The 21,584-nt window shown below is 65.7% G+C and carries 19 protein-coding genes, 1 other RNA gene and 1 pseudogene; 12 read left to right on the forward strand and 9 right to left on the reverse strand.

All coding sequences use genetic code 11. The features are described from left to right. Positions 1-37 precede the first annotated feature (37 nt). The 6 genes from KHN93_RS14795 to KHN93_RS14820 all read left to right on the forward strand — a co-directional run bounded on the left by KHN93_RS14795 (position 38) and on the right by KHN93_RS14820 (position 4,481). Positions 38-1,477 carry an RNA polymerase factor sigma-54 gene (locus KHN93_RS14795; RefSeq protein ID WP_211920544.1) on the forward strand — a complete coding sequence of 480 codons (1,440 nt, stop codon included), beginning with the start codon at positions 38-40 and terminating at the stop codon, positions 1,475-1,477. Positions 1,478-1,564: 87 nt separating this feature from the next. Then, entirely contained in the window at positions 1,565-1,882 is a 318-nt protein-coding gene (gene hpf, locus KHN93_RS14800; protein ID WP_016904608.1) for a ribosome hibernation-promoting factor, HPF/YfiA family, read from the forward strand. 21 nt (positions 1,883-1,903) lie between these two features. Next, on the forward strand, positions 1,904-2,362 hold the full coding sequence (locus KHN93_RS14805) for a PTS sugar transporter subunit IIA (RefSeq protein ID WP_104559789.1): 459 nt from the start codon (positions 1,904-1,906) through the stop codon (positions 2,360-2,362). Continuing rightward, positions 2,359-3,309: an HPr(Ser) kinase/phosphatase gene (gene hprK, locus KHN93_RS14810; protein WP_016904610.1), complete on the forward strand. Its 951-nt coding sequence runs from the start codon at positions 2,359-2,361 to the stop codon at positions 3,307-3,309. The genes KHN93_RS14805 and hprK overlap by 4 nt, the downstream gene beginning before the upstream one ends. Continuing rightward, positions 3,306-4,178 carry an RNase adapter RapZ gene (gene rapZ / locus KHN93_RS14815; RefSeq protein ID WP_016904611.1) on the forward strand — a complete coding sequence of 291 codons (873 nt, stop codon included), beginning with the start codon at positions 3,306-3,308 and terminating at the stop codon, positions 4,176-4,178. The genes hprK and rapZ overlap by 4 nt, the downstream gene beginning before the upstream one ends. Positions 4,179-4,340: 162 nt before the next feature. Next, positions 4,341-4,481 (forward strand): hypothetical protein, encoded by a 141-nt coding sequence (locus KHN93_RS14820; protein WP_211920546.1) that lies wholly within the window; start codon positions 4,341-4,343, stop codon positions 4,479-4,481. 149 nt (positions 4,482-4,630) lie between these two features. Here the strand turns inward: KHN93_RS14820 and KHN93_RS21795 are convergent. Further along, positions 4,631-4,882: pseudogene (locus tag KHN93_RS21795) on the reverse strand (GNAT family N-acetyltransferase); the annotation flags it as partial. Here KHN93_RS21795 and KHN93_RS14825 point away from each other — a divergent pair. From KHN93_RS14825 to KHN93_RS14845, 5 genes are all read left to right on the forward strand, one after another. After that, positions 4,772-5,095 (forward strand): PTS sugar transporter subunit IIA, encoded by a 324-nt coding sequence (locus tag KHN93_RS14825; protein ID WP_369920304.1) that lies wholly within the window; start codon positions 4,772-4,774, stop codon positions 5,093-5,095. The pseudogene KHN93_RS21795 and the gene KHN93_RS14825 sit on opposite strands and share 111 nt — an antisense overlap. Next, the gene (locus tag KHN93_RS14830; protein WP_016904613.1) at positions 5,088-5,357 is read left to right on the forward strand and encodes an HPr family phosphocarrier protein; all 270 of its coding nucleotides are present in this window, start codon (positions 5,088-5,090) and stop codon (positions 5,355-5,357) included. The genes KHN93_RS14825 and KHN93_RS14830 overlap by 8 nt, the downstream gene beginning before the upstream one ends. Before the next feature lie 58 nt (positions 5,358-5,415). Further along, positions 5,416-7,146, forward strand: coding sequence for a phosphoenolpyruvate--protein phosphotransferase (gene ptsP / locus KHN93_RS14835; protein WP_039519774.1), 1,731 nt, complete (start codon positions 5,416-5,418; stop codon positions 7,144-7,146). Between the two features lie 143 nt (positions 7,147-7,289). Beyond that, positions 7,290-8,651: a magnesium transporter gene (gene mgtE, locus KHN93_RS14840; RefSeq protein ID WP_016904202.1), complete on the forward strand. Its 1,362-nt coding sequence runs from the start codon at positions 7,290-7,292 to the stop codon at positions 8,649-8,651. 107 nt (positions 8,652-8,758) lie between these two features. Further along, the gene (locus tag KHN93_RS14845) at positions 8,759-9,598 is read left to right on the forward strand and encodes a carboxylesterase family protein (protein WP_051747449.1); all 840 of its coding nucleotides are present in this window, start codon (positions 8,759-8,761) and stop codon (positions 9,596-9,598) included. A 37-nt stretch (positions 9,599-9,635) separates the two neighbouring features. Here KHN93_RS14845 and cydB read toward each other — a convergent pair whose 3' ends face one another. The 8 genes from cydB to KHN93_RS14885 form a co-directional block, all read right to left on the reverse strand. Beyond that, positions 9,636-10,652 carry a cytochrome d ubiquinol oxidase subunit II gene (gene cydB, locus KHN93_RS14850; protein ID WP_039515200.1) on the reverse strand — a complete coding sequence of 339 codons (1,017 nt, stop codon included), beginning with the start codon at positions 10,650-10,652 and terminating at the stop codon, positions 9,636-9,638. Further along, on the reverse strand, positions 10,652-12,049 hold the full coding sequence (locus tag KHN93_RS14855; RefSeq protein ID WP_039813363.1) for a cytochrome ubiquinol oxidase subunit I: 1,398 nt from the start codon (positions 12,047-12,049) through the stop codon (positions 10,652-10,654). Before KHN93_RS14855 ends, cydB begins: the two co-directional genes overlap by 1 nt. Before the next feature lie 185 nt (positions 12,050-12,234). Next, a non-coding RNA gene (locus KHN93_RS14860) (sX9 sRNA) lies at positions 12,235-12,311 on the reverse strand. Positions 12,312-12,540: 229 nt separating this feature from the next. Beyond that, positions 12,541-13,770, reverse strand: coding sequence for a dipeptidase (locus KHN93_RS14865; RefSeq protein WP_211920548.1), 1,230 nt, complete (start codon positions 13,768-13,770; stop codon positions 12,541-12,543). Between the two features lie 286 nt (positions 13,771-14,056). Beyond that, a complete protein-coding gene (locus KHN93_RS14870; RefSeq protein WP_211920550.1) occupies positions 14,057-15,445 on the reverse strand; it encodes an amino acid permease in 1,389 nt (462 codons plus the stop codon). Positions 15,446-15,702: 257 nt separating this feature from the next. Further along, positions 15,703-16,764: a pectate lyase family protein gene (locus KHN93_RS14875; protein ID WP_039526156.1), complete on the reverse strand. Its 1,062-nt coding sequence runs from the start codon at positions 16,762-16,764 to the stop codon at positions 15,703-15,705. An 827-nt stretch (positions 16,765-17,591) separates the two neighbouring features. Further along, complete coding sequence (locus KHN93_RS14880) at positions 17,592-18,533, reverse strand: proline iminopeptidase-family hydrolase (protein WP_211920552.1); 942 nt, start codon at positions 18,531-18,533, stop codon at positions 17,592-17,594. A 259-nt stretch (positions 18,534-18,792) separates the two neighbouring features. Then, positions 18,793-19,557, reverse strand: a complete 765-nt coding sequence (locus tag KHN93_RS14885; protein ID WP_039515206.1) for a LuxR family transcriptional regulator — start codon at positions 19,555-19,557, stop codon at positions 18,793-18,795. Between the two features lie 195 nt (positions 19,558-19,752). Between KHN93_RS14885 and KHN93_RS14890 the strand changes: the two genes are divergently transcribed. Next, the gene (locus KHN93_RS14890) at positions 19,753-21,138 is read left to right on the forward strand and encodes an APC family permease (protein WP_211920554.1); all 1,386 of its coding nucleotides are present in this window, start codon (positions 19,753-19,755) and stop codon (positions 21,136-21,138) included. Positions 21,139-21,584 lie beyond the last annotated feature (446 nt).

Genomic DNA, 21,584 nt, shown 5'->3' on the forward strand with positions numbered 1-21,584 from the left:
CGTCGCCGCGCCATCGATTCTTCCAGTCAGTGCCCGCATGAAAGCCCGGCTCCAGACATCGCTAGGACAGCAGTTGGTCATGACGCCGCAGTTGCGTCAGGCGATCAAGCTATTGCAGATGTCCACCACCGAGCTGGAACTGGAAATCGCCGAAGCGGTGGAGACCAATCCGCTGCTGGAATGGGCCGACGAGGCCGCGCATGCGGCAAACGAGCTGCCGGTGGACGCGTCGTCGGCCGCCTCCACCGACGACACCCCGCGCGAGGAACCGGCGCCGGCCGAACGCGATGACGACTGGTCACAGGACGAACTGCAGTGGACCGGCTCGGGCAGCGGCGGCAGCTTCGACGACGACGAGTCCGGCGATGCCGCCGAGCGCGTAGCCGAATCCGAAACCCTGGCCGACCACCTGCTGTGGCAACTGCACCTGTCGCCGCTGTCGCCGCGCGACCGCCAGATCGGCGCGCTGCTGATCGATGCGCTGGATGAGGACGGCTACCTGCGCGAGCCGCTGTCGGCGATTCTTGAAACGCTGGCGCTCGGTGCGGCGGTGGACGAGGCCGAAGTACTCACAGTGCTGCACCAGATCCAGCGCTTCGACCCGGTCGGCGTGGGTGCGCGCACTCTTGGCGAATGCCTGGCGCTGCAGTTGGCCGTACTCGACCCGGCCACCCCGGGGCGCGAGCTGGCGCTGCAGATCGTCGCCGGCCCGCTGGAGCGCCTGCCGCGCAGCGGCGTGGCCGGCCTGGCGCACGAACTCAAGCGCTCCAGCGCCGATGTCGAGCAGGCGGTCCAGCTGGTGCGCTCGCTGGACCCGCGCCCGGGCAAGCAGATCGGCGACCTGTCGCAGGACACCTACGTGGTGCCGGACTGCGTGATCTGGCGCCAGCGTGGCGTGTGGCGGGCCTCGCTGGCCGGCCGCGCGCAGCCCAAGGTCACCATCCACCGCGGCTACGAGAACCTGATCCGCAGTTGCGGCGAGTCCGACGCCGGCTATCTGCGTGGCCAGCTGCAGGAGGCGCGCTGGCTGCTCAAGAGCCTGGAGGCGCGCGGCGAGACCCTGCTGCGGGTGGTGCGCTGCCTGCTGCAGCACCAGGCCGGGTTCCTGGAATTCGGCGCGCAGGCCCTGCGCCCGCTGACTCTGCGCGAGATCGCCGGCGAGCTCGGCCTGCACGAATCCACCATTTCCCGCGCGATCGCGCGCAAATACGTGCGCACCCCGCGCGGCACCATCGCGCTGCGCTCGTTCTTCGCCTCCGGCATCGACACCGACAGCGGCGGCGAGGCTTCCAGCACCGCCATCCAGGCCATGATCCGGCGCCTGATCGAGGCGGAAAACCCGCGCAAACCGCTGTCCGACGCCAAGTTGGCCGATCTGCTGAAAACTTCCGGCGTACCAGTGGCGCGGCGCACCGTTGCGAAGTATCGTGAGGCCATGAACATTTCCGCCTCCCACGAACGCGTGCGTATCGCCTGACGTTGCATCCACCGCAACGCCGGCCTGCGCCGGGCAAGTCGAATCACCGGAAAGGTTCATTGGCCCACCGACCAATGGAGGTATCCGATGCGTATCGAGACGTATGGCCACCAGCTTGAAGTGACCCCCGCGCTGCGGGAGTACGTGGCAAGCAAGCTGCAGCGACTGCAGCGCCATTTCGACCAGCACTGTGAAGTCCGAACCCAGCTGGCCGTTCGCAAGCCAGACCATCACGTGGTCGCCACCGTCAACCTCCCCGGTCGCACCCTGCACGCAGATGCCAGCGGCTCCAGCATGTATGCGGCCATCGACCTGCTAGTCGACAAGCTCGACCGCCTTGTGCTCAAGCACAAGGAAAAGAAATGTAACCACCATGCACGCGAGGTGCGCGACAATCCCGCATGACGCTTCCCGCTTGATGCCCTCATGCCTTTAACCGATCTGATGGCGGCCGTGCGCACCGTGGTGTCGCCGGCCGCCGATCGCGACACCGTCCTGCATACTGCCGCCGACCTGCTGTCCTGCCGCCAGGCCGGCGCCGACGAGCTCTACGCCAACCTGTGCGAACGCGAGGCCCTGGGCAGTACCGCCATCGGCCACGGCATTGCCATCCCGCACGGGCGCTGCCCCAACCTCACCGAACCGCGTGGCGCATTGCTGCGCTTGGACACGCCGGTGGCCTTCGGTGGCGACGAGCCGGTGGACCTGATCTTTGCAATGGCGGTGCCTGCGCACTACACCCACCAGCATCTGATGCTGCTGTCGGAACTGGCCGAGCGGTTTTCCGACGCGGACTTCCGTCAGCAGTTGCGCGACGCCCCCAATGCCGACGCCTTGATGGCGCTGCTCACCGACGCACCGCCAGCACAGGCCAGCGCCGCATGAATACCAGCATCACCGCACGCGAACTGTTCGACCAGCAACGCGACAAGCTGGCACTGCGCTGGGTGGCGGGCCAGAAAGGCGAGCACCGCGAGATCGAGGCCGGCAGCAACAACGCACGCCGCCCGTCGCTGGCCGGCTATCTCAACGTGATCTATCCCAACAAGGTGCAGATCCTGGGCACCGAAGAGCTGGCCTGGCTGGATTCGCTGGATGCGCGGCAACGCTGGGAAACCATCGAGAAGATCATCCAGGTGCAGCCGCTGGCGCTGGCGATCAGCAAGAACCAGTCCTGCCCGGAAGACCTGCGCGCGGCCGCCGACGAATCCAACACGCCGCTGTGGATCTCGCCCAAGCGCGGCCACGAGTTGCTCAATCACCTCTCCTACCACCTGGCGCGCACGCTGGCGCCGCGGGTGACGCTGCATGGCGTGTTCATGGAGATCTATTCGATCGGCGTGCTGATCACCGGCGAGGCGGGCTCGGGCAAGAGCGAGCTGGCGCTGGAGCTGCTCAGCCGCGGTCACCGGCTGGTGGCCGACGACGCGCCCGAGTTCACCCAGATCGCCCCCGACGTACTCGACGGTACCTGCCCGGAACTGCTGCAGGACCTGCTGGAAGTGCGCGGCCTGGGCGTATTGAACGTGCGCGACATGTTCGGCGACACCGCGGTGAAGAAGAACAAGTACCTGCGCCTGATCGTGCACCTGACCCGCCCGATGACCGAGCCCACCCCGTCGGGCTACGAACGCCTGACCGGTGATTCCGGCAGCCGGCACGTGCTGGATCTGGACGTGCCGCTGATCACCCTGCCGGTGATGCCCGGGCGCAATCTGGCGGTGCTGACCGAAGCGGCCACGCGCCTGCATATCCTGCGCACCAAGGGCATCGACCCGGCGGCGATGTTCATCGCCCGCCACAGCAACCTGCTGGAGCGACGCACGCCATGAGTACCGCGCCCTCCACGTTGATGATCGTGAGCGGGCTGTCCGGCTCGGGCAAATCGGTTGCGTTGAAGACCTTCGAGGATCTGGACTACTACTGTTCGGACAACCTGCCGGTGGAGCTGCTGCCGGATTTCGTGCGCAGCCGCCTGCGCGGCAACCCGCTCGGCGACCAGCGCCTGGCGGTCGGCATCGATGTGCGCAGCCGCAGCGACCTGACCCAGCTGGCGCAATGGCGCCAGGCCGCGCAGGAATACGGGATCGAGGCGCGGCTGCTGTTTTTCGAGGCCAGCGACGAGGCGCTGATCAAGCGCTATGCCGATACCCGCCGCCGCCACCCGCTCAGCCATCTGGGCCTGGCCTTGCCGGAAGCGATCACCCGCGAGCGGCAGTTGACCGAACCGCTGCGCACGCAGGCCGATGCCATCATCGACACCAGCGCGCTCAACGTGCACCAGCTGCGTCGCCGCGTGGTCACCGAGTTCGCGCTCGGCAGCAGCGACCGGCTGTCGCTGCTGTTCGAATCGTTCGCCTACAAACGCGGCGTGCCGGCCGAGGCCGACTTCGTGTTCGATGCGCGCGTCCTGCCCAATCCGCATTGGGACCCGGAACTGCGCCCGCTGACCGGCCGCGATGCCGGCGTGCGCGAGTATCTGGACAAGGAACCAGACGTGGTGCGCTACAGCGCGCAGATCGTGGACCTGCTCGACACCTGGCTGCCGCGGCTGCGCAACGACACCCGCAGCTACGTGACCATCGCCTTCGGCTGCACCGGCGGCAAGCACCGCTCGGTGTATCTGGCCGAACGCATGGCGCGGCATGCGCGCGAGCAGGGCTGGCCGGAGGTGGCGACGTTTCATCGTGAGCAGGACTGAAGGGCTGGGATTGGGGAATCGCGATTGGGGAATCGTCAAAGCGGTGTCATGCGGCTTGGAATGTGCGAACGGTCGATGACATCTGTGCTTTGAAGCTTGGCCTTGCGAGTTGGCTTCTGCATCGGGCCCCTGCCCCGCGCTTGCTGTGGATGTTTAGTCTTGATGGCTGATCGGGAGCTGCAGCTCGTCTTTTTTTGGCATTACTGCTTCTCTGTTTTCATGCGGGTCGCATTGTTCGGCCTGACGCAGGCATTGGGTCTGCGGGAAAAACTTTTGATCGGTGCATTCGTCTGCACGTTCTGATCGGGGACTGCCTGCCAGGTGCGCGCTGCAGCGTTCGCTTGTGATGCGGTTCGCATTGGCAGACTCCGGGTGCCGCGATCATCGCCACGCCGGCAGCGGCGCGCTTGCTGCATGCAGTGCACGCGACACGCTGCAGCGGTCCTAAACGGCTATTCATTTCGCAACACATCGGTGCCGGCAAACGCTATCGCGCGGTCATGCCGACCTGTTAACGTTTCGGCATGGCCTGTGGCATTCTCCTCATTACTCATCCCGGCATCGGCGCGGCGTTGTTGAACGTGGCGACGGGGCTGTTGCGGCAGTTGCCGCTGAAGACCGAAGCGTTCGATGTGCCGCTCGATGCAGACCTGGACGCCTTGTTGCCCCAGGCCTCGTCGGCGATGCGACGGGTCGACAGCGGTGACGGCGTGCTGGTCATGACCGACCTGTACGGCGCCAGCCCCAGCAATCTCGCCAGCCGGTTGGCAAAGCTCGGCACGCCGGTTCGCCGGGTGTCCGCGCTCAGCCTGCCGATGCTGCTGCGGGTGATGAACTACCCCGAACAAGGATTGCAGGAGCTGCCCGCCACCGCGGCGGCAGGCACCCGCAACGGAGCGATCATCGACGATGCTTGAACGCGAACTCATAGTTTCCAACCGACTCGGACTGCATGCGCGGGCAACCGCCAAGCTGGTGCAGACGCTGTCGTCCTACCGCAGCAACGCCACCCTGGCGGCCAAGGGCCGCGAGGTGAATGCCAAGAGCATCATGGGCGTGATGCTGCTGGCCGCCGGCCAGGGCACCAGCGTGGTGGTGCGGCTGGATGGCGAAGACGAAGCGCAAGCGCTGCAGGCACTGGTGGACCTGTTCGAGCGTCGTTTCGACGAGGACAGCTGAGCATGCGCCGCGTCGGTGCGGGGCTGACCGACAGGGCGCGTCCGCGCCAGGGCCGCATATGAGCCTGCGTTTGCGTGGACATGCCGCCTCGCGCGGCAACGCACTCGGACGCGCGCGCGTGCGCCAGAGCCACACGCTGGAAGTGGCCGAGCAACGCGTGCCCGCCAGCCAGGTGGAAACCCAGCTGCAGCGTCTGCACCTGGCGATCGAGGCGGCACGCACCGAGATGCAGCAGCTGCGCGACCGCCTGCATGGCGCGCTTGCGCGGGAGGTCGGCGAATTCCTCGAACTGCATGCGCTGCTGCTCGACGACCCGGAGCTGCTGCAAGGCCTGGACGAGTTGATCCGCACCCACCGCTACAGCGCCGACTACGCCTTGCGCGTGCAGCGTGACCGGCTGGCGGCGGTGTTCGACGGCATGGAGGACGCCTACCTCAAGAGCCGCATGGACGACCTGGATCACGTCATCGGCCGCATCCATGCGTTCTTGCACAAGCGCGCGCCCGACCTCAAGGGCGTGGCCGGCGAGATCCTGGTCTGCGACAACGTGGCGCCGTCGGAGCTGGCGCAGCTGCAGGCGCAAGGGGTGGTCGGCATCGTCACCACCGCCGGCAGCGCGCTGTCACACAGCGCGATCCTGGCGCGCAGCCTGCACCTGCCGCTGGTGGTGGGGGTGAGCGATGCGGTCCAGCGGATCGACGATGGCGATGTGTTGATCGTCGATGCCGGTTCCGGCCAGGTGATCGTCGACCCCAAGCCCGAGCATCTGCGCGACTACCGCGAGCGCCTGCGCGCGCTGGCCAAGGAACAGCGCGAACTGGGACGGCTGCGCTCCAAACCCACGCGCACGCGCGACAACGTCGATATCACGCTGCTGGCCAACGCCGAATCGCTGGAGGACGTGGCCAAGGCGCACGCGCTCGGCGCCAGCGGCCTTGGCCTGTATCGCACCGAATTCCTGTTCCTGCAGCGCAACGAGCTGCCGGACGAAGAAGAACAGTTCCACACCTATCGCGACACCGTGCTGGGCATGAGCGGCCGACCGGTCACCATCCGCACCCTGGATCTGGGCGCCGACAAGGCCGACCGCACCGGCCTGACCTTGAGCGATGAGGACAACCCGGCGCTGGGCTTGCGCGGGGTGCGGTTGTCGCTGGCCCGCCCTGCGGTGGCGCAGGCGCAGTTGCGCGCGATCCTGCGCGCCTCCGGCTACGGGCCGGTGCGCATCCTGGTGCCGATGGTCAGCGGCCGCGAGGAAGTCCAGCTGCTGCGCCGGCAGATCAAGAAGCTGGCCGCGCAATTGCGCGAACAAGGCCACGAGATCGCCGAGCACATTCCGCTGGGCGCGATGATCGAAGTGCCGGCTGCGGCCCTGGCGCTGGACTGCTTTATCGACGACATCGATTTCCTGTCGATCGGTACCAACGATCTGGTGCAGTACCTGCTCGCGGTGGATCGCAACAACGAGGCATTGGGCGAGCTGTATTCGCCGTTGCATCCGGCGGTGCTGCGCCTGATCGCGCAGGTGATCGCCACCGGGCGCGCGTACGCCAAGCCGGTGGCGGTGTGCGGCGAGATCGCGGGCGACCCGCGTTTCGTGCCGATGTTGCTGGCGCTGGGGCTCACCGAGTTCAGCCTGCATCCGGCCACGCTGCTGGAAGTGCGCCGTGCGGTGCGCGACATCCACCTGGGCGAGTTGCGCGTGCAGGGCGACAAGCTGCTGCGCGCGCGCGACCGCAAGGGCATCGAGAAGTGGCTGGCCACCGTCGCGCAGGGCCTGGCGCGCTGAGCGATCGCGTCATCGCGCAGGCGATGTTCTAACGCGTTGCGAGCGGCACTGTATGTTTCGTCACCGTGCGCAAGCGATAATGCCGTGCTGACTCAGCAGCGCGTCTTCCATCGGGACGTGTCCACTCTTCCAGGGAGCCGCGCATGGCCGAAGCCGTCCGTCACGACAAGACCGCGCGCCAGCTGCGACTGCTGTCCGATGCGCTCGATAGCGGACGCCTGGGCCCGGTACGCCGGCTGGTCAATACGCTGGCGCCGGCGGAGATCGGCAACCTGCTGGAGTCGCTGCCGCCCGGCAAGCGCGAAGTGGTGTGGGGGCTGGTCGACCCGGAAGACGACGGCGAAGTGCTGCTGCATGTCGGCGATGAAGTACGCGAAAGCCTGCTGGCCGACATGGACACCGACGAGATCGTCGCCGCAGTCGAAGACCTCGACATCGACGATCTGGCCAATCTGGTCGAAGACCTGCCCGACACCGTCATCGACGAAGTGCTCAAGTCGATGGACCGCGAGAACCGCGAGCGGCTCGAGCAGGTGCTGTCGTACCCGGAGGACACTGCCGGCCGCCTGATGAATCCGGACGTGGTGACGGTGCGCGCCGACGTCAATGTCGATGTGGTGCTGCGCTATCTGCGCCTGCGCGGCGAGCTGCCCGACCACACCGATCACCTGTACGTGGTGAGCCGGCGCCACCAGTACCTGGGCCGGGTGTCGCTGGCCGCGCTGGTCACCCATGAGGACAGCACGCCGGTCAACCGCCTGATCGACGACGAACAACCGGCGATCGATGTCGGCGATGGCTCCGACGAGGTGGCACGGCGCTTCTCGGACCACGACTGGATTTCCGCGCCGGTGGTGGACGACAACAACATCCTGCTCGGCCGCATCACCATCGACGACGTGGTCGACATCATCCGCGAACAGGCCGAACACCAGGCCATGAGCGCGGCCGGTCTGGACGAGGACGAGGACATGTTCAGCCCGGCGCGGCGTGCCTTCCGCCGCCGCCTGATCTGGCTGGGCATCAACCTGTGCACCGCATTCCTCGCGTCCAGCGTGGTCAGCCGCTTCGAAGGCACGATCGAGAAGCTGGTGGCGCTGGCAGCGTTGATGCCGATCGTCGCCGGCATGGGCGGCAACGCCGGCACCCAGGTGCTGGCCTTGATGGTGCGCGGCCTGGCGCTGGGCCAGATCGGCTCTTCCAACGTGATGACCCTGCTCAAGAAGGAACTCACCGTCGCGCTGATCAACGGCCTGGTGCTGGGCGTGGGCCTGGGCCTGATCGTGCTGGCCTGGTTCCAGCAGCCGATGCTGTCGCTGGTGATCGGCACCGCGCTGACCTTGAACATGCTCACCGCCGCATTCGGCGGAGTGCTGGTCCCGGTGACGCTGAAACGGCTGGGCTTCGATCCGGCATTGGCCGGTGGCGTGATCCTGACCACGCTGACCGACGTGATGGGGTTCCTGAGCTTCCTCGGCCTGGCGACGCTGATCCTGCTGCCGTAGTCGCCGTGTCGGGCCATGGCGATCAACGTTGCGCCGAGCACACTGCGGCGACAATCAGATGAATATTCGACAGAAATCGCCGCAATGCGACATGCCAGCACAGCTGCATGCGGCGATACTGCGGGTATGTCATCGGTCAGGGGGTGTGCGTGATCCGTCGTTGTCTTGTTCTTGCGATTCTTGCGCTGCTGCTGGCCGGCTGTTCCAGCATGGCTGAGCGCCACCACGACGGGCGCCGCGGCCATTTCGTCACCCGCACGCTGGAGCTGGAAGGACGGCTCTACCGCTATCAGGTGTTCGTGCCGACCTCCAAGGCGCCGCAACCGCGTCCCATCGTGCTGTTCCTGCATGGCTCGGGCGAACGCGGCGACAACGGGCGCGATCAGGCAGAAGTCGGCGTCGGCCCTTACCTGAGCGAACACACTGCCGAGTTCCCGGCGCTGGTGGTGCTGCCGCAGGTGCCCGACGACGAGGAATGGCTGGGCATCAATGCACGCATGGCGATCGCCGCACTGGATGCGGCCAGCGCCGAATTCGGTGCCGACCCGCAGCGCACCTATCTCACCGGCATCTCGATGGGCGGCTATGGCGCCTGGGAAATCGGGCTGATGCAGCCGCAGCGCTTCGCCGCGATCGTGCCGATCTGCGGTGCGCTCAAGGCCCCGCGCGATGAGCGTCGCACGCTCTACGTCAGCCTGGTGGCCAAGGAGGCCGACCCGTATACCGCTGCGGTCACCCAGCTCAGGCACGTGCCGATCTGGATGTTCCATGGCGCCAAGGACGACTCGGTGCCACCGCACGACGACCGTGCGCTGTACCGCGCCGCCAAGGGCATCGGCGCCAACGTGCGCTACAGCGAATATCCGGACGGCAACCACAATGCCTGGGATGCGACCTACGCAGACCCGGCGATGTGGGAGTGGATGTTCAAGCAACGCCTGCGCTGAGCGGGCGGCGCATCGCGCCGATGCGGTCTGCGCCCGCTCAGTGGTGATAGCCGGTATCGGCGGTGATCTTGCCGCGGAACACGCGGTACGACCACACCGTGTAGCCCAGGATCAGCGGCAGCAGCACCACCAAACCGATCAGCGCGAACAGCTGCGACGACGGCGGCGCGGCGGCCTGCCAGATGGTGTAGACCGGCGGCACCAGATACGGCCACATGCCCAGCACCAGGCCGAGGAAACCGAGCACGAACAGGCCCATCGCCAGCAGGAACGGCGGCGTATCCGGCCGCCCCGCTTCGGTGCAGCGCCAGAGCGCGAAGCCGACGATGGCGACCAGCACCGGCACCGGCATCAGCCACAGGTAATGCGCGCCGCTGAACCAGCGGTCCATCACATGCGATTGCAGCGACGGCAACCACGCGCTGACCAGGCCGATGAAGATCAGCACGCTGATGGTCAGCGGCCGGCTCAACTGCCGCGCGAGCTGCTGCACATGGCCTTCGGTCTTGAGGATCAGCCAGGTGCTGCCGAGCAGCGCGTAGCCGAACACCAGCGCCGCGCCGGTCAGCATCGCGAACGGACTGAACCAGCCCCAGATGCCGCCGACATAGCGGTCGTTTTCGATCGGCAGGCCCTGCACCAGCGCACCCAGGATCACGCCCTGCGCAAACGTGGCCAGGATCGAGCCGGCAGCGAAGGCATTGCTCCACAGCCGCCGCGAGCGGTGCGCCTTGAAGCGGAACTCGAACGCCACCCCGCGGAACACCAGCGCCATCACCATCAACAACACCGGCAGATACAGCGCCGACAGGATCACCGCATACGCCTTGGGAAACGCCGCCAGCAGCCCCGCCCCGCCCAGCACCAGCCAGGTCTCGTTGCCGTCCCAGATCGGCGCGGCGGTATTCATCATCAGGTCCAGCTGCGCTTCGTCCTTGCGGAACGGCGCCAGGATGCCGATGCCGAGCACGAAGCCGTCCAGCACCACGTACATCAGCACCCCGAAGCCGATCACCGCGAACCACGCCACCGGCAATACGCTGCTCATGTCCATCATGCGGCTCCGTCGATCGGTTCGTCGGCCGCCGACAGCGGCCGTGCCGGGGTGTGTTCGCCGTGGTCCAGCTGCGGCGCGTCATGCGGGGTCGGGCCGATCTTGCCGATCTTGACCAGGTACCAGATGCCCCAGCCGAACACGAACGCATAGCCGACCACGTACACCGCCAGCGAGATTGCGGTCATCAGCGTCGATTGCGGGCCCACGGCATCGGCAGTACGCAACAGGCCATAGACCACATACGGCTGCCGCCCCATCTCGGTGACGAACCAGCCCGACACCAGCGCGATGAAGCCGCTCGGCAACATCCAGCGCCAGGTCGCCAGCAGCCAGCGCCACTGCAGCAACTTGCCGCGCCACCAGGCGAACGCCGAGACCCAGGCCACCAGCAGCATCAACGAGCCCAGCCCGACCATGATGCGGAAGGCGAAGAACACCGGCGTCACCGGCGGGCGATCGGCCGCCGGCACCGAGGTCAGCGGCGCGATGCTGCCTTCCGCACTGTGGGTCAGGATCAGGCTGCCCAGGCGCGGGATCGCCACCTCGTAATCGTTGCGCTCGGCCTGCGCATTGGGCAGCGCGAACAGCACCAGCGGAAACCCCTTGCCCTGGCCTTCGTCATGCCAGTGCGCTTCCATCGCCGCGATCTTCATCGGCTGGTGCTTGAGCGTGTTCAAGCCATGCATGTCGCCGACGAAGATCTGCAGCGGCACGGTGATCGCCGCGAAGGCCACCGCCAGCTTGAGCATGCGCAGCCCGGCCTCGCGGTGCACGCCGCGATGCAGATACCACGCCCCCACCGCACCGACCACAAAGCAGGTGGTGATGAACGAGCCCAGCGCCATATGCGCAAGCCGATACGGGAACGAGGGGTTGAAGATGATCTTCAGCCACGCCACCGGATGCACGATGCCGTCCACCACCTCATAGCCGGCTGGGGTCTGCAGCCAGCTGTTGGACGACAGGATCCAGAACGTGGAAAACAGCGTGCCCAGCGCCACCATGCAGGTCGCCAGGAAATGCAGGCGCTCGGAAATGCGCCCCCAGCCGAACATCATCACGCCCAGGAAACTGGCTTCGAGGAAGAACGCGGTCAGCACCTCGTAGCTCAGCAACGGGCCGATCACGCTGCCGGCGATCCGGCTCAGCTCCGGCCAGTTGGCCCCGAACTGGAAGGCCATCACGATGCCGCTGACCACGCCCATGCCGAACGACACCGCGAAGATCTTCTGCCAAAAGAAATACAGCTCGCGCCACACCGGCAGCCGGGTGCGCAGCCAGCGCCACTCGAGAAATGCCAGCAGGCTGGACAGCCCGATGGTGAACGCGGGAAACAGCACGTGGAATGCAATGACGAATCCGAACTGGATCCGCGATAACAGCAAGGCATCCATGGAGAATCCTCCAGGAAAAAGATGGGGCAGCATCAGCGCACAGGCTGCAGGTCGATTGCCGAACACCAGTGCCGGTCGATCGCGACCTCTGCGCTACGGGATCATCATAAGGACGGTCGTGCTCGTTCCCGATGCGACACGGCGTCGCATCTGCGGCAAATTGCCGCGCTTGTGCAGCCAGCAGCGGCCCACAACCCGCAGCTAACGGTCGCCAGGTGGGTGCGGACGGCGCGCCCGGAACCGCAGCGCAGGCGTGGCTCATGCCGATTCGTAGCACCGGCCGCACCTGCCTGACGTTGGCGTTGTAACTTTGTTGGCCCTCTGGGCGATGCTACACCCGGTGTGCACTGCAACGCGCATTTCTCGCACGCAGACGCGTTGCACACAGGCCGGTCACCGCGATGCACCCGGCTCTCGCAGGTGCACACCGGCACGCGATGGAAGCTTGCCGCGCTGCCCCACCGCATCCGCACGCAGGTCACCGGAAAACGCTACGGCCGCACCCGCTCCCAGACCCGCAGGAAATTGCCGCTATACACATCGACAATGCGTTGCGTGGGCCAGCCGGCATCCAGCATCGCCTGCGTGAGCCTGGGCAGATCCGCGCCGCTGCGCATACCGGTCGGCAGGCTGGAAATGCCGCCATCGAAATCGCTGCCGAAACTCAGGTGCTTCCACGGATCCTCGACGATCCCCATGGCGGCGATCTGTCGGGCAAAGGCTTCGTAGTAGCCGACGACAAAGGCGAGATCGGCATCCATGTTCGGCTTGCCGTCGGCCAGATAGGCATGTTGCAGAAAGTACGGCGCCAGAATGACGCTGATGCAGCCACCGGTCTGGACGATGGCGCGGATCGCCGCGTCGTCGAGCCCGCGGTCGAGATGACGCGACGGCCGCGTCTCGGCGCCACGGGTGACACTGCGCGAGGCGGCATGCGAGGCGAAGGCCGGCACGTTGCGACGGACGCAGATGGCGCAGGCATCGAGGACGCCCTGGCTAGAGGTATGCGAAAGATCCACCAGCAGTCCGACATCGATGCAGCGCTCCACGACCTTGCGGCCGAATTCCGACAGCCCCGCGCCCTCGATCCCGCGCCACGGATTGAGCGGCGCATAGCCGGCCTGGGAGATGTCGGTATGGCTGAAATGATTGAGCGTCACATAGGCGGCGCCGGCGCTGGCAGCGATGCCCAGGCGCTCCAGCCGCAGCGCCTGGCTGCGAGCTCCGCGTGGGCCGAGCATATGCGCACCCTCCAGCGACAGGATGGCGCAGCAAAGACCCTCGGCCCGAATCGCGCGCAGCTCGGCGGCGCTGCGTGCCAGCCGCATCCGACCCTTGCTCGCGGCCACCATCTCCTCGACATAGCGCTGATGCTCCACCCAGTTGTTCCAGGGGTCGAGAAACGGCGCGCCGAAGAGGTTCTCCCACAACGCGTGGGCGCTGAAGCAGGCAGCGCCGTAGCCGCCGGCCAGAAAGTCCGGGCCGCTGACGTGGTACATCAGCGGTTGGTTGCGACCTCTTGGCGAGGTCTTGGACATCAGCCAGAGGATCAGCGAGCGTCGCTGCGCTTTCCAGTCGCCCTTCCAGAAATCGAAGCCACCCAGGCGCGATAGATACAGCGAGTCCAGATGCGTGTCGACCGGATAGGCCAGCGCATGCACCGCCTCCAGGGTGCGGGCGGCAGGCAAGGCAGCAGAATTCTCGGACGAAACGGCATGCATGCACGAACCCCGGCGATGACTGCTGAAACAATCAAGGAATGAAGCGATGCATTTTCATCGTCGCGCGCTGGCGCGCCGATGTTTTCCAGCCAACCGATGCAACGAACAGAATCGGCCGAATGACAGTAGCCGAGCTGGATCGGCAGATCCAGCCACTCGCCTGTCTGATGGGGAAGGAAACCGCAAGACTGCTTGCGTGTTCTCGCTTCGACGGTGTGCAACAGCGCACTGCCGCCGTGTTTGCGCCACTGGACGATCGCGCACTCAGCCACGTGGGCCTACACGTTCATGTCCGCGCACGCACGCGTCGCGCCACTTCGCTGACCACGGCGATGAAGACAGTCAGACCGACCATCGACAGGAACTGCGCGCGGGTGTCCGCCGAGGACGCCAGCAGTACGAAGATCACCGCCAGGATCCCCAGGGCCAGCAGGGTCAGAAACGGATAACCCCGCATGCGGAACGGCAACGCGATGCCGGCACGGTCGGCGCGTGCGCGCAGGATCAGCTGCGACAGCAGCGAGATCGTCCACACCAGCAGGCAGGTGGCGCCGACGATGTTGAGCAGCATCGGCAACACCTTGTTGGGGTACAACAGTTCCAGCGCGGCTGCGGCAAACCCGAACAGCACGCTGGCGATCACCGCCACCAGCGGCACCTGCTCGCCGCTGGTCCTGCCAAGCAGCCGCGGCGCTTCGCCGCGCTGCGCCAGCGAAAAGATCATCCGCGAGGCGCCGTACAGATTGGCATTGAGCGCCGACAGCAAGGCCACCACGGCGACCAGGGTGATGGCGGTGGCCGCGCCGGGAATGCGCGCCACCTCCAGCACGGCGGCAAATGGCGAGCTGAGCGCCGCGCTGGTCCACGGCACCACCGCCACGATCACGCTGATCGAGCCGATGTAAAACACCAGGATGCGCCAGGCCACGGTGCGAATCGTGCGTGCCAGGCTGCGGCCCGGGTCGGCGGTTTCCGCGGCGGCCACTGCGACGATTTCGGTGCCGCCGAAGGCGAACACCACCACCAGCAACGCCGAGCCGATGCCGGCCAGCCCCTTGGGCGCGAATCCGCCGTTCTGGGTGAAGTTGGACAGCCCCGGCGACACCACGCCGGGCAACCAGCCGGCCAGCAAGGCCACACCGATCAGCAGGAACACCACGATCGCAACGACCTTGAGGATGGCGAACCAGAATTCGAACTCGCCGAAATTGCGCACGCCGAGCAGATTGATCGCAGTGAAGGTGGCCATGAACACCACCGCCAGCAACGGCACCGACAACGCCGGCCATACCGAGGCGAGCAGGCCCGCCGCGCCGACCGCTTCGGCGGCGATCACCACCACGATCTGCAGCCACCACAACCAGCCCACCGTCGCACCGGCGGTCGGGCCCATCGCGTCGGCTGCATACACCGAAAACGCACCGCTGGCCGGCTTGGACGCGGCCATTTCGCCCAGCGCGTTCATCACGATGATCACCAGCGCTCCGGCGATCAGGTACGACACCAGCACTGCCGGCCCCGCCGCGTGGATCCCCACGCCCGAGCCCAGGAACAGCCCGGCGCCGATCGCCGTGCCCAGGCCCATCATCATCAATTGCCGCGGTTTCAGCGCGTGGCGCAAGGTAGGCGCGGCGGACGGAGCGTGCTCAGCAACGGGATCGGTTGGAAGCGGCATGGACAGGCTTGCATGGATGGGATCGCGACACGATACCGCGTCGCGGCGCCTGCCGCGCCTCTTGACGCCGGCGCCGGAGCGAGGTCGATCAAACTGGAGGACGCCTGCCTGCATCCACCGCCAGGGATTCACTGCCACGTGCAACCAGCGGTGGCCGCCGTGCTTGGCCGCAAACCGACGATGCACGAACCAGCTGCACCCACAGACAAGAATCCCCGGACAGGCCGGGGATCGATGTGACCGCACGCTGTTGTCGCTTACTCGGCCAGGTTGGTGCCCGCACCGGCGGTGGCGATCACCTTGGCCTTGACCTGTGCGGCCGGGGTAATGCTGTAGGTGTAGCCCAGCGGTTCGGGGAACACCTTGGTGGTGATCCAGTTGGTGGCGTTGGCGTACGGCTTGCTGCCATCCGGGGTACCCCAGGTGATGCCGCTACCGACGTAGTTGTTGATCAGGTCCCAGTAGCCGATCTCGCTGCTGTCGCGCGAGGTCACCGGGTTCTTGATGTTTTCGAAGTAGTTGGACTCGATCTTGGCCACCCCGCCCATGCGCACGTTGATGCCCGAGGTGGTGACGTTGTTGAAGTAGTTGTTGTAGATGTGGCTCAGCCCACGCCGTTGCAACGGCACACGCGATTCGACGTTCTCGAAGCGGTTGTGGTGATAGGTGGTGCGCGCGGCCGAATTCTTGGTGTCGCTGTCGCTGTATCCGTTGAGCGCGACCTTCTGGTAGTTGTAGACGTGGTTGTAGGACACGGTGACGTGATGGGTGCCCTTCTTCATGTCGATGCCGCCATCGAAAGACGCATCGCCGGCGCCCGAGCACTTGGTCAAGGAGGCGAACACGGTGTTGTGGTCGACCCAGATCTTGGAGGGCGAGCCGCTGGAATTGCCCTCCAGCGAAATCGAGTCGGCATCTTCACCACCCTGCAGCAGGCCGATGGTCATGTTCTGGATGATGACGTTGCTGGAGTTGCCCACCACCCATAGTCCGAAGTTGGCCGATGAGCCGTTGGCCCCCTTGATGGTGATGTTGCTCTTGTTCTTGATCTGCACGGTCTTGGCCGGCAACTTCCACTGCGCGCAGACGTCCTTGATGCTGCTGAAGTCGAACTTGCCGGTGTAGTTGAGCACCAACCCGCCGCTGCCGGAATAACTGTCGATCGCAGCCTGCATCGCCTCGAAGGTGGTCACAGTGACCGGTGTCTTGTTGCCGCCGCCGGTGGTGCCTGCACCGTACCCGACCGGGCCGGCGATGGCGCCCGCAGCGCAGGCGGACAGGGCAAGCGCAACTGCGCCCTGGAATGTCTTGATGATCATGCAGCCTCTCCCAAAGTGTGGAAAAGCGATGCGTGCTGCCTGCGCCGGAGCGACGACAACAGCAAAGCGGTGCGTGGGGGCCGCATTCTTCGCGCGATTTAAAACATAAAACAATTATCCATCACTGAAACTTTGACGCACCACGGTGTTCTCCCTGCAGGACATGCAAAAGGGACAGCAAGAGACACCCGGGACAGGACACCGTTGCGGCGTGCGCAGTGTTTTTGTGCTTATGCAGATGTGTTTTTCATGCATGCAAACGCAGGCCGATGCCGGTTTACTCACGCGCGCTTTCGACCGCAGTTGCTAGTGGCAGATGCGTTTTCTAAGCATTGAAGTGCAGCACGAAATGCTGCGCAGTGTTCACTGCACACGAACGTGTGTTGTGAGCGTCATTGGTGCGTAGCAGCAGCGCCATCGCAGACATGCGATTTGCATGGCTTGTGTGGTTTACACGGCATTTGATGCCGCGTTGCAGAAGACGATGCGTGATTGCGCCTTTGGATCAATCGCGACAGTGGGCGAGCACTGGCGCTACGACCAGCCTCTTTCGACATTGTCAGGCCGCTTCGGTCCGACCACGTGGTACGTCTCAGGTGGTGTTCGACCGTAGCCTGGCAATCCGCGTTAGATGCGTCGGCTCAGTGACACGCGATTGAGGCACAGCTGCGTGTATCAACAGGAGGACTCTTCAATCATTGCTCAAGCTGATGCATGCGATGCGCAAGCAAGGCAGCGCATGCTCAATCGCGACGCGTCGCAGCTGCGCACCGCAGCCGGGCACGCTCAGCTTCACGTGCACTCACATACATCCCCACACCATCCGCTCAAACAGCGCGGCTGGCCTGCAGGGAGGCATGCACCAGCTGCTCGCCGGGCCACGGCGTCTGGTCGTCGAGGAAGTTGCCGACCAGGCGCATGCACGCCGGGCGTTCTTCCACATGCGGCATATGGCTGGAATTGGCGAACACATGCCACCGCGCGTCCGGGATCAGACGTGCGTACGGCTCCACCGTTTCCGGTGTGGCCTCGTCGTACTTGCCCGACAGCACCAGCGTGGGCGCGTTGATGCGGTGCAGGCGCTCGATGATGCTCCAGTTACGCAGGCTGCCGACCACATGGAATTCGGTCGGGCCATTCATCGCGTGATACACGGTCGGGTCGGCATCGATGGCGGCGAAGGTGCGCGCCACTTCCGCAGGCCAGGGCAACACGCGGCAAACGTGCTGGGCGTAGAACACCTGGCTTGCGGCGCGATAGGCCGGGTCGTCCAGGGTGCCGGCCGCCTCGTGCGCGTCCAGCGCCGCCTGGATGTCCTCGGGCAGGCGCGCACGTAGCCGCAGCGCTGCAGCGCGCCACAAGCCCATCGATGCCGGGGAGTTGGCGATCACCAGCGCACGCAGGCCGGCCGGCCGCCGCACCGCATGCTCGGCCGCCAGCATCCCGCCCCAGGACTGCCCCAGCAGCGCGTATTGCGACAGCCCCAACTGCGTGATCAAGGTCTGCAACTCGTCCAGAAACAGCCCCACCGTCCAGAAACTGGGGTCCGCATCGGGAAGATGGGTGGACTTGCCGTTGCCGAGCTGGTCGTAATGGATCACCGCGCGGCCATTGGCCGCCAGGTCCTTGAAGCTGTCCACATAGTCATGGGTGCAGCCGGGGCCGCCGTGCAGCACGATCAGCGGGCAGGCGTCGCTGCGCAGGTCGCCGGTGATGCGGTACCAGGTCCGGTACCCACGAAATTCGACGTAACCCTCGGTGGACTGCATGACCTGCGCCTGCTAACGGCAAGAATGAGCGCCGAGCCTAGCGAGGCAACCGCCGCGCGTTAACTGGCAAAACTCCCAGGTTCGTGGCGCTTTCGAAGCTCGGGGCCGGCTGCGCGGGCGATGCGATCCAGCTGAACGCGTATTTGGTCGCCAGGACGGGCATCAATCAGGGCAGCGATTGCGCCTGCCGATCGCAACTTCTCGCCGCAGGGAAATCGCCTATCGCGGCCTGCCGTCGCAGTCGCTGAACCCGCCGCGCTTACGGCTCCAGCAATCGATAATGCATGCCGCGCACGACGGCCTCGACGCGATTGCGCGCACCCAGCTTGCGCGCTGCCGAGTTCAGATGCAGGTTTACCGTGGCGGTGGAACGGTTGAGCGCAGCGGCGATGCTCTTGGCTGTCAGCCCCTTGGCCGAGTACTGCAGGCACTCGCGCTCGCGGCGGGTCAGCACGATGTGGTGGCAGCGGCGTTCCTGCGGATCGAGCAACTCCTGTGCGCGTGCCTGGAAGGTATGCGCCAGCAGCAGGAATGGCGACAGCTGCGCTTCGGCCAGCCGTGGCGCCTCGGCGGCCACCGCATCGACCGCAGCGCTGAACGTCGCGAACGCGCCACCCGGCAGGTGCAGGGGCACGGTGACACCGGTTCCCATACCGCTATCGCACAGATAACGCGTGACCTGCCGATGCTGGCTGCCGACGTATTCCACGCCCTCCATCTCCCCGTCGCTGCGGTAGGACCACACGAATGGCGTGGTGCGGCGCGTCGCACGCTGCTGCACCGGGTCGTGCTGGTAATAGCCGTGCTCGCACCAGATGTGCTGCATGTCGCCCGGCGCATTGCGCTGCATGAACACCGACGGGGTGATCAATGCCCCTTCCAGACTCAGCGGGACCGGCGCGTAGTCGTAGACCAGGGACTGGAAGCCCAGCCCACAGACGTCGGAAAACACCCGGTCCAGGCAGGCATTGAGCGTGTGCAGCGCCTGCAGGTCGCGGCCCAGGCTGGCCAGAGTGTCGAACATGGTGGGTCCTTCGGTGTCGACGTGTGCCGCTGGACGACATCCAGCAGGGAAAACCTAGCACTTTTACCAATGGATGGGCTTGGCGGCCACATTATCGTCACAATGCCGGTCGGATGGCTGCACTGCAGCATCGACGTGCAGGCGCTCCCACGGCGCCTGCGTCGCGACTCGGCATTCCTTTCAGCGGACACCTGCATGACCGACACCTCCCGCCGCGACGACGCGGCCGCGCTGGAACGCTTTGGCTACACCCAGGAGCTCAAGCGGCAGCTGACGCTCAAGGACCTGCTGATCTACGGGCTGGTGTTCATGGTGCCGACCGCGCCGTTCTCCATTTTCGGCGGCGTGTTCGACATCAGCGCCGGGATGGTGCCGCTGACCTACCTGCTCGGCTTCGTGGCGATGCTGTTCACCGCGTTGAGCTACCAGCAGATGTCGCAGGCGTTTCCGGTCGCCGGCTCGGTGTATACGTATGTGGGACGTGGCCTGAGCAGCGGCATGGGCTTTCTGGCCGGCTGGGCGATCCTGCTCGATTATCTGCTGGTGCCCACCCTGCTCTACGTGGTCGGTGCCAACGCCATGCACAACGTGTTGCCGGCGGTGCCGCAGCCGGCGTGGATCGCCTTCTTCGTGGTGCTCAACACGCTGGTCAACCTGCGCGGCATCGAAACCACCGCGCGTGCCAATCGCTTCTTCCTCTACGCGCAGCTGGTGGTGCTGGCGGTGTTCGTGGTGCTGGCCAGCCTGGCGATCCAGCGTGGCGTCAATGGTGCGCACTGGAACCTGCGTCCGTTCTACAACCCGCAGGCCTTTTTGCCGCAGCTGATCTTCAGCGCCTTGTCGGTGGCGGTGGTGTCGTTCCTGGGCTTCGATGCGATCTCCACACTGTCCGAAGAAGCCCGTGGCGGCAATCGCGTGGTCGGGCGCGCGACCCTGCTGGCGCTGTTGCTGGTGGCCGGCTTGTTCGTGCTGCAGACCTGGCTGGCCGCGCTGCTGCAGCCCACCCTGCAACGCTATCCCAGCGCGCAGGCCTCCAACGATGCCTTCTTCGAGATCGGGCGCCTGATCGCCGGGCCGTGGTTGCAGATCGTCATTGCGCTCACGGTTGCGATCAGTGCGGCGATCGCCAATTCGCTGGTGGCGCAGGCCGCCACCTCGCGCCTGTTGTTCGCCATGGCGCGCGACCGCCAGCTGCCGGCCTTCCTGCGCTACATCCATCCACGTACTGGCGTGCCGCAGCGCGCCATCCTGCTGGTGGCGGGCTTGAGCATGGTGCTGGGCGAAGTCTTCGTCGGCCAGATCGCGCTGCTGTCCTCGTTGTGCAATGTCGGCGCGCTGACCGCCTTCATCCTGTTGCACGTGGCGGTGCTGTGGCATTTCCGCGGACAGGGCCGCAGCGTGCTGTTGCATGTTGCCACGCCGTTGATCGGCATCGTGATCCTGGCCTATGTGCTGATCAATGCCGACCAGCATGCGCAACTCGGCGGCACGGCCTGGATGGTGGTCGGGCTTGCAGTGCTGGGGTTTCTCAAAGCCAGTGGTCGCTCGACCGACTTCCGCGCCAGCGACGCGCTGGAATAATCCGTCGCGAGCCGATATGCAGCCTTGTTGCTGCTGGCTGCCGGCGTGCGTCGACATGCCTGCTTGCAGGGGCGTAGAGCGCGCCTTGTTAAAGCCCACAAAGGTCATGCGCGCTCGCCATCGCGCATGCAGCGTATCTACCTGCATCGCCTGACAGCTTGATCAAGGCGGCGCTGCCGGCGTTTTCTGCGATCGCAGTTGCCGCAGGTAGATCGGCGTACGTGTTGCACGACGATTCCTGGGATGCGGCGCCATGCGCATGCGCAAGGACACTGGCAAGTCGTGCACACGTCGACTGCTGCATGCAAAACACGATGATCTTTTTATCGACTGCCAATCTCTGAACGAGATTTTCAGCACATATTCAGCTTTAAACATTCGCTAGTCTCGTTCGGCGCCAACGATGGCGCCCGCAGGCTATGGCCCCCGCCGCAGCCTGTCGTTCC

Source organism: Xanthomonas arboricola pv. juglandis (genome assembly GCF_905367715.1).
In the GTDB taxonomy this organism is placed as follows: Bacteria; Pseudomonadota; Gammaproteobacteria; order Xanthomonadales; family Xanthomonadaceae; genus Xanthomonas; species Xanthomonas arboricola.

Coding starts and splice junctions, on each gene's coding strand:
- KHN93_RS14795 (WP_211920544.1), top strand. CDS start 38: ATGAAAGCCCGGCTCCAGACATCGCTAGGACAGCAGTTGGTCATGACG.
- KHN93_RS14875 (WP_039526156.1), bottom strand. CDS start 16,764: ATGATCATCAAGACATTCCAGGGCGCAGTTGCGCTTGCCCTGTCCGCC.
- KHN93_RS14805 (WP_104559789.1), top strand. CDS start 1,904: ATGCCTTTAACCGATCTGATGGCGGCCGTGCGCACCGTGGTGTCGCCG.
- KHN93_RS14830 (WP_016904613.1), top strand. CDS start 5,088: ATGCTTGAACGCGAACTCATAGTTTCCAACCGACTCGGACTGCATGCG.
- KHN93_RS14865 (WP_211920548.1), bottom strand. CDS start 13,770: ATGCATGCCGTTTCGTCCGAGAATTCTGCTGCCTTGCCTGCCGCCCGC.
- KHN93_RS14820 (WP_211920546.1), top strand. CDS start 4,341: ATGGCTGATCGGGAGCTGCAGCTCGTCTTTTTTTGGCATTACTGCTTC.
- ptsP (WP_039519774.1), top strand. CDS start 5,416: ATGAGCCTGCGTTTGCGTGGACATGCCGCCTCGCGCGGCAACGCACTC.
- rapZ (WP_016904611.1), top strand. CDS start 3,306: ATGAGTACCGCGCCCTCCACGTTGATGATCGTGAGCGGGCTGTCCGGC.
- KHN93_RS14855 (WP_039813363.1), bottom strand. CDS start 12,049: ATGGATGCCTTGCTGTTATCGCGGATCCAGTTCGGATTCGTCATTGCA.
- KHN93_RS14890 (WP_211920554.1), top strand. CDS start 19,753: ATGACCGACACCTCCCGCCGCGACGACGCGGCCGCGCTGGAACGCTTT.
- mgtE (WP_016904202.1), top strand. CDS start 7,290: ATGGCCGAAGCCGTCCGTCACGACAAGACCGCGCGCCAGCTGCGACTG.
- hprK (WP_016904610.1), top strand. CDS start 2,359: ATGAATACCAGCATCACCGCACGCGAACTGTTCGACCAGCAACGCGAC.
- hpf (WP_016904608.1), top strand. CDS start 1,565: ATGCGTATCGAGACGTATGGCCACCAGCTTGAAGTGACCCCCGCGCTG.
- KHN93_RS14845 (WP_051747449.1), top strand. CDS start 8,759: ATGCGGCGATACTGCGGGTATGTCATCGGTCAGGGGGTGTGCGTGATC.
- cydB (WP_039515200.1), bottom strand. CDS start 10,652: ATGGACATGAGCAGCGTATTGCCGGTGGCGTGGTTCGCGGTGATCGGC.
- KHN93_RS14880 (WP_211920552.1), bottom strand. CDS start 18,533: ATGCAGTCCACCGAGGGTTACGTCGAATTTCGTGGGTACCGGACCTGG.
- KHN93_RS14885 (WP_039515206.1), bottom strand. CDS start 19,557: ATGTTCGACACTCTGGCCAGCCTGGGCCGCGACCTGCAGGCGCTGCAC.
- KHN93_RS14870 (WP_211920550.1), bottom strand. CDS start 15,445: ATGCCGCTTCCAACCGATCCCGTTGCTGAGCACGCTCCGTCCGCCGCG.